The 12,339-nt window shown below is 41.8% G+C and carries 10 protein-coding genes; 9 read left to right on the top strand and 1 reads right to left on the bottom strand.

Annotated features, from left to right (window positions below):
- Positions 1–115: 115 nt before the first annotated feature.
- Positions 116–952 carry a transposase gene (locus ACJJIR_RS17405; protein WP_444906293.1) on the bottom strand — a complete coding sequence of 279 codons (837 nt, stop codon included), beginning with the start codon at positions 950–952 and terminating at the stop codon, positions 116–118.
- Between the two features lie 1,088 nt (positions 953–2,040).
- Between ACJJIR_RS17405 and ACJJIR_RS17400 the strand changes: the two genes are divergently transcribed.
- The 9 genes from ACJJIR_RS17400 to ACJJIR_RS17360 all read left to right on the top strand — a co-directional run bounded on the left by ACJJIR_RS17400 (position 2,041) and on the right by ACJJIR_RS17360 (position 12,333).
- The gene (locus ACJJIR_RS17400; protein WP_444906292.1) at positions 2,041–2,241 is read left to right on the top strand and encodes a hypothetical protein; all 201 of its coding nucleotides are present in this window, start codon (positions 2,041–2,043) and stop codon (positions 2,239–2,241) included.
- Between the two features lie 732 nt (positions 2,242–2,973).
- On the top strand, positions 2,974–3,798 hold the full coding sequence (locus ACJJIR_RS17395; RefSeq protein WP_444906291.1) for an IQM protein middle domain-containing protein: 825 nt from the start codon (positions 2,974–2,976) through the stop codon (positions 3,796–3,798).
- Positions 3,799–3,926: 128 nt separating this feature from the next.
- On the top strand, positions 3,927–4,259 hold the full coding sequence (locus ACJJIR_RS17390) for a transposase (protein WP_444906290.1): 333 nt from the start codon (positions 3,927–3,929) through the stop codon (positions 4,257–4,259).
- Between the two features lie 1,937 nt (positions 4,260–6,196).
- The gene (locus ACJJIR_RS17385) at positions 6,197–7,363 is read left to right on the top strand and encodes a tetratricopeptide repeat protein (protein WP_444906289.1); all 1,167 of its coding nucleotides are present in this window, start codon (positions 6,197–6,199) and stop codon (positions 7,361–7,363) included.
- A gap of 46 nt (positions 7,364–7,409) precedes the next feature.
- A complete protein-coding gene (gene fliQ, locus ACJJIR_RS17380; protein ID WP_371838333.1) occupies positions 7,410–7,676 on the top strand; it encodes a flagellar biosynthesis protein FliQ in 267 nt (88 codons plus the stop codon).
- Positions 7,676–8,440, top strand: a complete 765-nt coding sequence (locus ACJJIR_RS17375; RefSeq protein ID WP_444906288.1) for a flagellar biosynthetic protein FliR — start codon at positions 7,676–7,678, stop codon at positions 8,438–8,440. Before fliQ ends, ACJJIR_RS17375 begins: the two co-directional genes overlap by 1 nt.
- Positions 8,440–9,549 carry a flagellar biosynthesis protein FlhB gene (gene flhB, locus ACJJIR_RS17370; RefSeq protein ID WP_444906287.1) on the top strand — a complete coding sequence of 370 codons (1,110 nt, stop codon included), beginning with the start codon at positions 8,440–8,442 and terminating at the stop codon, positions 9,547–9,549. Before ACJJIR_RS17375 ends, flhB begins: the two co-directional genes overlap by 1 nt.
- Positions 9,542–11,617 (top strand): flagellar biosynthesis protein FlhA, encoded by a 2,076-nt coding sequence (locus ACJJIR_RS17365; protein ID WP_444906286.1) that lies wholly within the window; start codon positions 9,542–9,544, stop codon positions 11,615–11,617. Before flhB ends, ACJJIR_RS17365 begins: the two co-directional genes overlap by 8 nt.
- A complete protein-coding gene (locus ACJJIR_RS17360) occupies positions 11,617–12,333 on the top strand; it encodes a flagellar hook-basal body protein (RefSeq protein WP_444906285.1) in 717 nt (238 codons plus the stop codon). The genes ACJJIR_RS17365 and ACJJIR_RS17360 overlap by 1 nt, the downstream gene beginning before the upstream one ends.
- Positions 12,334–12,339 lie beyond the last annotated feature (6 nt).

The following is a 12,339-nucleotide window of genomic DNA, read 5'->3' as shown; positions in this document are numbered from 1 at the left end:
TTTCTTTCTGATTTATAGTTAAAGGGACGTGAAATTCTGAATATCTATGCTTGAGCTTAGAAAAACCGTGGCTTTGAACAAAAGTGGAAAATAGTATCGAAAGAGTGGGAGGGAGTTAGCAAGGTGTTGCAGAAAAGTAGCGTCGACAGTCGCTTATGCCATGTACCCAACGTTTATCGAGTTGCCTGCAAGCGTGTCGTATGGCCTCAGCAGACCCTACCAAACCCTTAAAGCGACTTTCAAAATTTTGGTTGAGATACAGCCAGTGTTTAGGTGAAATACCCAGCCGTTTAAGTATGGGAGGAGTATTTTCGGCAATGGCTCCGCACTTTCTAAGATCTCGGTGCCTCCCGCTCCAGTCGACAAGCTCTAGATAGTGATCTAACTGAAAGGGTAAACCCTTTGGCATATTTAGTCGCTCACCACCCACAAACGGCAATAAACTTTTGGGCTGCTCGCCTGAGATTGCTGCGCGAATACGCTGCTGAATGGAGGTGTGATCAGAATCTTCTGGGGTTTTTGCCATATTGGCGCGGATGGGGTTGAGATCGACATAGGCCATACAAGCGGCAAGGGCTCTTTCATCCAGTAATGCTTGGGATTTAAAGCGACCTTCCCAGAAGCGGCCTGTGCAATTGTCTTCGGCATTAGCCTGACGAGCAATAGATTCATTTAAGCAGCGCATAAACCAGCTGATATCCATCAATCTTTCTCGCCACAGAGCAATAAGCTCTTTGAGCTTTCCCATCTCACCGTGATCAAGGGTATGACCTTGAATGTAGCGTTGAGCCAGCTTGGAAGTATTAAAAAGTTCTTGCCAGCGATGAATGACTTCAACATCGGACCAAGTTTTCGCTGTGTGTGCGTCAATATAGAGCACTACATGGTAGTGATTACTCATTACGGCATAGGCTGCGATATCAAGGGCAAAGATACCGGCCAGTTTTTGCATTCTGGCCTCAATCCAGTGGCGCCGGTACTCATAGTTCTGTCCTGATAGGGTATCTTTCCCGCAAAGGAATGCCCTACGTACACAGCGAGAGACACAGTGGTAGTAAGGTGTTGTATCAAGAGAAACCTGCGAGTATCGAGGTAGGGTCATAGAAACAAAGTTAAACTGTTTTTATATCCAGTAGTTTGTCGTGATCCCTATGCTGCGTCAATGGATATGACGTTTAAAGCATTTTCTTTAGTGGGTGTCCAGAAGTGCGCGGTGGTCAAGCGAGCCAAATCCAATTGTCAGTGGATAAACTGCGGTGGCATAGGTGGTTGATTGGGGGCTTCGGTTAGATTTGATGAGACGCTAGTTTATGATGGCTTGCAACCCGTATTTGAGATGGCTGAGTGGGGCAGGGAATTGCAATGGGGTATTTCCCTGCATTTACCCCTAGATCCAGGCCTGGAAAACTTGAACTTCCCTATCTTGAAAAAAATTAGTGAATTGGCTTCTATGTATCTTGCATTTAAATAATATTAGAAGGTAACTAGATTATTAAAGATTTTGTTTGCTGGTTTGGGAAGGTTGTCCATTCCTTGGACGGTTGGATTATCAAGTTCTTGCTGTCCGGTTAGACAAGACTTTCTCGCTCGATGCCGAAGAAAAACCCATTTGTTAAATTGCTGTGAGCCCCTTTAAATTAAATATTCGACTATCGAACGGGGAGTGTTTCCGGAATCAATAGCCTGCTTTCGCACTGAGTTTGTGACGCGTCAAATACCAATGGACTGGGCGACTCGTTCAAGGTATTGGCCTTGATTCAGGTTCCTGAATGGTTTCTCACATTTATATTGAGGTCTCGGCCTGGACTGAGTGGCAATAAATGCTTCCTGATTGTTTGCACATGAGGCAATAGTTGGATATTGATTTCTTGAGCAGGAACCCCCGAATTAGACTCCGGCTCCTCTTCATTAATTTATACCGGGATAAAGCTAAGAGGAAGTTAAAGGGTGCCTGAAGAATACCAAGTTGTAACAAAAGACGGGTTGACCCTTGGGATAACTCTATTCTCGCTTAAAAGTGCGCCAAAAGCTGGGGTGATCATGAATTCAACTATAGCGGTTAAGCAGGGCCATTATACTGGGTTTGCAAAATTCCTGGCTGAGAATGGCAACCTGGTAGTGACTTATGACTATCGAGGTATGGCAAGTCTGCAGTTGCCAATCATTGAGACTCCTGACTATCTATGTGCGCGTGGGGAGATGCTGTCATCGATTGGTCTACTAATCAATATAAGACGTTAACCTGGCATTGTGTGGGGCATAGTTTAGGGGGCCAAATTATTGGCCTTGCAGATAGCAATACCCAACTTGCTAGTGTCTACAGTGTATCCCCCCAAAGCGGGCAGTGGAGCAATGGGGATTGCGTCAGAGACCCAAAATATTGTTTGCATAGTTCGCTATGATTCCGTTCTTATCAAATATTTTGGGACAGGTTGCAGGCCTTTTCCTGGGAGGTGAGTGTTTACCCGTAAGCCGTAAGCCGTAAGCCGTAAGCCGTAAGCCGTAAGCCGTAAGCCGTAAGCCGTAAGCATACTGGGGGCGCCATAAAGATTATATTGTGTCCCGTAGGAGATGGCTTTTCCCGTCTAGAATGCCATATGAAGTTTCTATACGTAGATGATGATATAGACTTCGCTTCACTGCAGCCTGTGGAGGCTCTCAAGGTGTGCTATGAGATAGCCTGTGGAGGGAAGCCTCTGGTTGATTGAATACTGCGGCTTGAGTACCTAGGGCACTATTTCTATTTTGACTTGGAATTTACGTTTCTCGTCATGATATTTATTCTCCAGCGCTGGGCCTTGCTGATTAGTAGGGGCCTGAACAAGCTAAATTTGCAAGGGGGAAATACCGTGTGTGGCAGGACAATATTAGGCATAGATGCCGATTGAGCAATTATTGGAGTGCCATCACAACGCATTTGCGTGCAGTGTATTCTCCCTTTCTACTTGGTTGCGAAAGGTGTGTGTACTGGTCATGAAGACTATAGGCAAAGTTATCACCGTGGTTTTGTTTGCACTCTATTGCGGCCAGCCCTCAAGCGGCGTGGTTTACCAAGATAGTGCACAGATTTTAGTTGCCAACAAAAGTGTAAATATAATAACAGAGTATTTAATGGGTATAGGTCTTTACAATAGTTTATTGCCTAGAAAAAATGACTGGTGTTTAGGTGAAAATACATGTAATTACCATGAGGCGAATACGGATAGATGTACGCCGGAAAGTAGCCCCCATTGGATTCTTACTGCAAACGTTACGAATAGGGCTAATGAAAGCAGCTTTAGTGTTGCGGCACATGGTAATTCAAAAGTAAAAAACTACAGGCTTTTTGAGCTTCATTCAAAATACAAGGGTGAAGATGTAAGATGCCTTAAAAAATTTAAATATATGTGTCCTGCATATGTTACTTATTACACCGATGCCCAGCGAGAGGGGACGAAACTATCGGTGATGGATGGGAAGATTTATGACTCTGCTGGTGAGCTTTTTGATACTAGGCGTGCACAGCAGGCAGAAGATTATAACGGTAGAGCCGCTATCTATGTTATGGATAAAGATGGGAATATATATTCAAGTTACTTTTATCCAAAGCCGGTCTTTGCTCATTCGACGTTTCTAGCAGGAGACAGCGTTGCAGCTGCGGGTGAGATTGTGGCGGAGGGTGGAAAGATCGTTTTTGTTAATACCTGTTCTGGCCATTATAGGCCTACTCCAGTTGCCATTGATCAACTTCGCACTCAATTATTGTTATTAGGTTATAGAGATATGAGCTTTAACACTGAGACTGATTGTAGGTGGTAGTGATTGTTATCTATTGACTTGGGCGTTTATACTTTTTTCTTGGAGAGTTGCTTAGACAACTTACCCTGTGTCCAGAAAGTATACCTATGGACTTGTAGTGGTCTAATCCTTACGGACACTTCGCTAAGATGGTAAAACTACCAGGCGAAGTGAAGTATGACAAAAAAGGTACACGTCAGCATTTTAAATCGTATTTCAAGAAAGACGCCGTAGCCCTAGTCTCCGAGGATGGGTGTTCGATTTTTAAGGCAGCTAAAGCCGTTGGAGCCACTACTAACAATCTAAGACGCGGGAAAAAGGATCTGAAGCAGGAAGAAAGTGATGTGAGGCTGAGTGCTGATGAGCGAACCGAGTTGGATTGGCTGCGACGCCGGGTAAAGCAGTTGCGTATGGAGAATGAGATTCTAAAAAGGCCAGCACATTCTTTGCGAAAGAAATTAAATAAAATACGGCTTGATTAAGAAACAGCAAGGCAGTTTTCCAGTAAGGTGCTCTGCTGGGTAATGCAGGTACATAAGGCTAGCTATTACGACTGGTGTTGCCGTTGTAATAGCATCAATAGATGCTTAAATATAGTAACTATGCCATCGTTTGAAGATCCTATTTTCAGAATCTCGGCAGAGCCTCGGAAGATACCGGTTAATGAAGATGCTACGCAAAGAAGGCTTTGAAGTCGGGCACCATTGAGTTCATAAGCTCATGAAAAGATAGGCTTGGCAGTAAAGTTTTACATTGACGACAGACCGTAAACATCAACAGCCGGTCGCAGAGAAACTTCTAAATAGGTAGTTCTCACCGGGTGCTACAAATCAAATTCGGACGACTGATGTTACATGTATTTGGACTTTGCAAGGCTAGTTGTACTTGAAGGTAGTGATTGATATCTATTCGCACCGAACTTTGATTGGCATCTAGATCGCAAGATAAAAACGGCTTTGGTAAGTCGTACGTTGATGATGGCTGTCAATTTGCGCACGGCCCCAAAAGGTCTCCTGCATCACTCTGATCGTGGCAGTCAGTACTCCTGCCATGCTAACCAAACGTAATTAATGCAGCATGGAATGGAGTGCTTAATAAGCTGTGAGGGAAATTTTTGGGACAAGGCACCGACTGAACGTTTCTTGAGCAGCCTGAAGCGGGAGTGGATAATGGGAATTCTCTATCCGACAATAAAAGATGCAATAGTAGATGTAAGAGCCTATATTACTTATTACAACTAACACAGAATACATACAACACTGGGTGGACCTAGACACTAGAGAATTTGAGCAGTGTGCTTAAATCAGTGTTCGGTTGGAGTTGACCACAACATTAACGATCAGTCTTTTTAAGTATGTCTGCTACAGGCTGTAATTAGAATAAACTGTTAAACATAAGTCCCCTCGAAAAATCTGTAATACTCGTATAAATCCTGGAGGCTACAGGAGATAAGCACAGAATTCGGTAAATGACCTTAGCCCTTTGCAAGAGTTGCAATGCAGAAAATACGGCTCTCAGGGCCTGTCCTAGGAGCATTTTGAGCGATTTATACTCCGCATAACTGCTTATTGAAAGTGCTACACAACTGTATTACATCATGCCTTGTTGATGCAGTGTCCTGAAGACTATAGTTATCATGTAATTATTCATGGCCCCATTATTAATAGTCAAGGTAATGAATAATCAGCCGTTATTAGTAGACACTTCCATTCAATAGGTGAGGAGAGTCAGGTTGGTCATAAAATACACATCTGAAACATTTGGCCAGGATTTGATTGCTGTGATGGAGGGGCAGAAGGGAGGGTTTATTGAGACGCAATTAAAAGGCACTTGCGATAGTTGAGAGGCGACTAGACTGTATCCGGCAAGAGGTGATAGGTAGGGTGATATTCCCTGCGATGAACTCAACTATCTTGAGGTTGTAAGTTTGTGATCAAACAGTTCGGTATCAAATTATAATCATATCTATGTGAGATGGGAAAGCGGATGAGAAAAACAGTCGCTTCCAACTCTTTATCCAAGCTTGCTTTAAATAAGATAAGCGGAATTATACTCAACTTAAAGACACCTAGTTTTCAGCGCAAATATGTAGGGAGTAGCCCAATAGCTACTTTGGATTTATTACACCCAGAATGATAGCTGAGTTGGGCTCGAGTATAGGCGATCGGTTATAGTTCCGACTGCCATCGAGTGGGGTAATAGTTGCTAGATACAATCAAAGCCTGTCCTGACTAAAGATTGATTCGGTCAAAGTTAATCAAAAGTCATACAATAAAGCTTTCCCATTTTGATCAAAAATTACCCAAAAGGGTAAGGGGTATCAATAAATGTCACTGAAGATCAATTTGTACTATTGATTTAATGAAAAATTATCTGGATTCGCGATGTCTATGATACATTAGCGCGCCAAGGGGCTCAGGTGGAAATTTTGGGATATGAAATGATGGAAGACTTAAAAAGTAAGATCGATAGACTTGCCTCTTTCTTTAAAGTAGACAGTCAGAACCGCCGCCTGGTAATCGATTTGGTGGAAGCTTGCTTAAGAGCCGGTGAATTAGAAAAAGCTGAACACTATCTAAATCATGGCATGACTAATTGGCACGATGATCCATCACTGATGTTCCAAAGAGGCATGTTGCACCTATATAAAGGCGAATACAGTATTGCGATTGATGTGTTTTCGGTGTTACTCGGGACTGAGGTACCGCAGGATACTGTGAAATATAACATCGCCTGGGCCCAGTTAGCGCTACATCAACCACAAGATACTTTGCAAACCCTTGAGGGGCTGGAAACTTTATTGCCTAGGGCTGCCCTGCTTAAAGCGCGAGCTCTACATTATCAGGGACATTTGGAAGAGGCAGAACAGCTCCTTACGTTTGCTAAAACAAGTGAGGAAACTGCTCTGGAAGCAGAGACAGTATCAGCACTGTTAGCTCTAGATCAAGAGGATAACGAATCTGCGAGGGCCAAAGCCGATGAGATCCTCACCAAGTCTCCCCGGAATGTCGAAGCCAATGTGATTATTGGTACCCTGAATTTAGGTGATGGTGAATTACAGGCAGCGGAGAATCATTTTGCCGTTGCTTTAGCAGAAAAACCATCGAGTGGTAGGGGGTGGCTTGGAGAGGGTTTGTTGGCACTGCTCCGAGGGGAATTTTCCCATGCCACAAATAGCCTGCAAAAAGCTGTCGATAATATGCCAACCCATTTAGGTACTTACAATGCTTTGGCATGGGCTCATATCTGTAATGGGGATTTATCAAACGCTGAAAAAACAGCGCTGCGTGCTAAAGAGCTAGAACCGAGATTTTCTGAGACACTAGGGACATTGGCAATAATTAACCTTCTTAAAGGAGAAAGAAATAGTGCTGCTGTCCAGGCAAAGGTGGCAAATAGATTAAGTGCCAACTCCTTTGCAGGTCGCTTTGCACAAGCTCTTCTGGAATCAGATTCTGGAGAGCAGGAAAAGGCTGAAGAAATCGTAACACAAATATTGAATAGTGAAGTCAATGAGCAGGGCGAGCGATTAATTAATTCACTATCTCGCTTTCAATCTTTGTCAGAAACAAAAAAGAATGACTAGTTAGGAATAGTAGTCACATATTTAACTACGTTGTAAAGTCATCGGTATGACACCAGAAGTAGCGTTAGAAATGGTCAGAGAAATGCTAGCCACGGCAGGGCTAGTATCGTCTCCCATATTGGGTACGGCCCTGATAGTCGGCATGCTTGTTAGTATTTTTCAAGTTGTAACCCAAATTCAGGAGATGACTCTAACTTTTGTGCCAAAAATGCTAAGCATTATCGGCATAATATTTATCTTTGGTACATGGATGTTAAGTACCATTGTCCTTTATACGGAAGGAATGTTTCGTCGGATCGTTGAGCTGATGTAATGTCAATCCAGGCTGGACTTGATTTTATCGTAAGCATGTTGCTTGTTGCGTGTCGTATTGCACCTATCTTCATGGCATTCCCTTTGCAGCCAGTAATCAGCCTGCCAGCTCGAATCAGATTTTTTTTAATAATTGCGGTTGCGTTGGTTTTAACTCCATTTGTAATAATTAGTGAGATTAGAATTAGCAGTAGCTATGAATTAATTACGATAATGGCAAAAGAGCTAGTTGTAGGCATCACTCTATCTGCTGTGGTAATGGCTGCAATGTCCGTATTTTTAGTTGCAGGAAGGTTGATTGATTTCCAGATGGGGCTTGGTGCGGCGACACTACTAAATCCGCAATCAAACACGCAAAACTCCCTCATAGGAACATTGCTCACTTTACTTGGTACAACCATCTTCTTTTTACTGAGTGGGCATCATGCACTCCTTAAAGGCATCATAGAAACACTGAATATAGTCCCCATAGGCAGCACTATCCATCCAAATGGATTGTTAGATGCATTTATTGCATCAGGAATGATGTTTATGTATGGGGCAATCTTGGCTGCCCCTATACTGCTCGGGCTGCTTTTGGTTGATTTGGTTATTGCCGTATTTGCTCGTACGATGCCACAGGTAAACCCATACTTTGTTGGATTGCCACTTAAGATATTTCTCGGCTTATTTATTTTAACCGCTTCTCTAAGTTATTTGATATCACCAATTACCGCAGTTTTTGAGAAAATATTTGACTATTGGGGGCAAGTGCTAGTTCAGTAATGGCCAACAACAATTCATCTTCAGAAAAAACCGAACCAGCTTCTCCGTTTAAGCTAAAAGAAGCAAAAAAAAGGGGGCAAGTCGCTAAAAGTTTAGAGGTAATTTCTCTCTTTACGCTAATTGGGTTTTTGATATTAATAGTGGGTATGGGAGAGATACTGGCCGGTCAGCTCCTTGATCATCTATCAGGGATGCTGGACTTCTCCGAAGTGGCAAGTGGTAGTGACGAAAATATCCTAGGTTGGGCTGGCCTTCAAGTTCAAAGGACCATATTCGTTATTGTACCAATTATGCTGTTGGCGGCGCTGTTTGCGGCATTAGGGAATATAATTCAAACAGGGTTTGTATTTTCGGGATATCCATTAAAGCCAAGTTTTGACAAGTTAAACCCCGTTAATGGGTTTAAAAAGATATTTTCGCTAAAGACATTATTTGATCTTTTTAAGACACTAATAAAAATTGCCGTCTTAATAGGTTTTCTATTCTTCTATATTAAGAGTAAATTAAACAGTTGGCTTGCACTGGCGAATCATGACCCAAGTTCCGCATTATCTGTATTTATTAGCGCGCTCGTAGAGGTGTTGGCTATGTTGATACCGCTAATTGCCGTTATAGCCCTGTTGGATTTCTTGTTTTCAAGAAAAAGTTTCTTAAAGCAAATGAGAATGACAAAACAAGAGGTTAAAGATGAGATAAAGCGTAGAGATGGAGACCCGAAGGTAAAGCAAAAAATAAAAGAGCTTCAGCAAGAATTGAGAAGCAAAACTACGGGCCTGGGAAGTGTGCCGTCGGCAGATGTAATTGTAACAAACCCATCTCATATATCTGTTGCTTTAAAATACCATGAAAGCAGTATGCTAGCCCCTAAAGTAATAGCCAAAGGCAAAGGCAAAACAGCTTTACTTATTCGTGAATTGGCCAGAAAACATAACATTAAAATAATGCATAAGCCGCCATTGGCACGGGCACTCTATAAGAGAACAAAAGTAGATGACTACATACCAGTTGAAAGCTACGTGCCGGTTGCAAAATTATTTGGTGAACTAAGAGAAAAACGCTTGCCCCCAATAGCTAGAGATATTAAAGACCAGGATGCACTCAATGCTTGAGAGAATGTTTGGAACAAAGAGTGAGGTTGCCCTTGTTTTAGGGGTTATCGGAATTCTAGTGGTCTTATTCGCACCAATACCATCAGAGGTGTTGGACTTCCTACTATTGTTTAATTTAAGTACTGCCCTACTTATACTTCTTCTAACTTTTTATATGGATCGTCCAGTAGAGTTTTCTACTTTTCCGGCAATCCTACTAATAGCCACGCTTCTAAGGCTTGCATTAAATATCGCAGCTACCAGATTGATTTTAAGTGATGGTGATGCAGGTGAAGTTATTGGAGCAGTAGGTGAATATGTTGTTGGAGGAAATTACATTGTAGGCCTGGTTGTTTTCTTCATCCTAATTGTTGTGCAGTTTATAGTCGTAACAAGTGGCGCACAACGAGTTGCAGAAGTAGCTGCTCGCTTTACTCTAGATAGTATGCCTGGTAAGCAAATGAGTATTGATGCTGACCTAAACATGGGACTTATCGATGAAACCGAGGCTCAGAAAAGGCGAAAAGAAATCGAGCGTGAGGCAAACTTCTATGGCTCCATGGATGGCGCAAGTAAATTCGTGAAAGGTGATGCTGTTGCTGGCATTATCATTATTCTTATCGATATTATTGGTGGATTAACAGTAGGTATTGCCCAAATAGGTATGAGCTGGGGGGATGCTCTCCACACATATACATTAATGACAGTTGGAGATGGCATTGTCACTCAAATACCTGCATTAATTATATCTACGGCAACCGGAATCATTATTACCCGTGCATCGAGTGACTCCTTTTTAGGTAATGAAATTTCAAAGCAAATAAGTAGATATCCTAAGAGTTTAGTTCTAGTATGCATTGCATTAGCATGTTTTTCGATCTTGCCTGGGATCCCTCTTTGGCCCATAGGAATATTATTAGCTATTTTTATTCCTACTCTATTCGTCATTTTAAATAAAAATCAGTCAGAAATCACTGATGATGAACTAGCTGCGGAAAATGCGGAAGAAAACAGAAACGAAAACGCTGGGTATCACGATATTATCGTCGAGCCATTAGAAATACAATCGGGTTCTGAGTTGGGTGAGTTCCTATCCAAGGACTCAATTTTTATTGAAAAAATTAAGAGCTTTAGAGGACAGTATACCCAAGAGATGGGTGTAATAGTGCCAACGTTAAAGGTCTCAATATCACAAAATCTTGAGCCCAACGCATATGAAATCAGATTATTTGGTTCAAGAGTGGCTAAGTCTGAATGCTACGAAAATAAGCTTTTGGGAATAAGTACAAGTAGCAGTATTGATGTCAGTGGAATAAAAACTAAAGATCCTTCTTATGGATTACCTGCTGTATGGATCGATAACTCACAACGAAGTCAAGCAAAAGAAAGCGGGCTGACGGTAGTAGATCCGATTACAGTGATATTTACTCATTTCAGTGAAGTTATTAGAAAGCATGCTGACGAACTGATAACTAGAAAGGAGACTGAAACACTGCTTTCAAAGGTTAAGATGTCTCAGCCTGGACTATATGATGAGTTAATCCCTGATAATTTATCATTAAGTGATATTCAGAAAATTCTGAAACTGTTAATTAAAGAGAAAGTGCCAATTAATAATATCGAGCTTATAGCCGAGTCTTTGGTTGATAAGTCTCGCTCAATAAAAGATGTCCATATACTTGTAGAGTTGGTTCGCCAACAGCTCGGTCGAGTAATATGTGAGCCTTTACTAGATAAAGACGGTACATTGCAAGTACTCACACTAGAACCTCGACTAGAGAGAAATTTATCAGCAAGTATTAATAATACGGATGGGGTGAGCAGCTTAGCAGCCGATCCAAGGTTGATTGAGACATTTACAATGAGTGTTGCTAAATCGGCAGAGCAAATGATTAACTCCGGAAATAAGCCAGTTTTACTATGCTCTGGAAAACTACGAGTGCATATGCGGCAGTTGATAGAGCGCTTTATGCCCCATATGTCAGTTATCTCGTTAAATGAAGTGCCAACAAATATACAGGTAAACTCATTTTCAATCGTGAGAGTTATTCAAGATGAAAAAAGCAAAAGAGAGCCAGTAGAAGCGTAATGGAAGGAATTAATACAATCGTAAATACGATGCAATCTGATCTTAGAAAACTTAATTCGATCGGACATAATTTGGCAAATGTTGATACAAATGCATATAAACGTATTGTTGCAGATCTAGAAGCAGAGCCGATAGATTTGGGTGGCAAGGAATTCGCTATTACGGGAAGTAATAATATAAATATAGCCTCGAGTTCCCGAGTTGACTATTCAAATGGAGCCTTAAAATTTACTGGCCGAAGCCTGAATGTGGCAATAGAAGGTGATGGTTACTTCCAAGTGCGAGATAATGCAGGGACATGGTTAACTCGACAAGGAGAGCTAAAAGTAGATAGCGAGGGATATCTCACATTACTTGACGGATCAAAACTTCAAGGAATTGATGGGGATATTCAAGTCCAACCAGGAACAATTGAAATAAGAAATAACGGAGAGCTTTACCAAGAGGGAGATCAAGTTATTGCTAAAATAGCTGTAGTTGATGCTTCGGATAATATGTTGAAGGAAATAGGTAAAGGAAAATATTCAAGCCCCTCAGTTTCTTTGCTTGAGCAACCGTCGGTTAGGCAAGAATTTCTCGAAATGTCCAATGTAAACCACTTACATGAAATGGTTAGTTTGGTAGAGCTTACTCGACATTTTGAAGGAAGTCAGCAAGTACTTCAGGGATATAGCACTATGATGGAAGAGCTAGTATCTAAAGTCGGTAGAATTTAATAAATA

It is taken from the genome of Microbulbifer maximicatervae (SeqCode), from assembly GCF_052467385.1.
The sequence above is the reverse complement of the archived record's forward strand: the minus strand, read 5'-3'. Positions and strand labels throughout refer to the sequence as shown.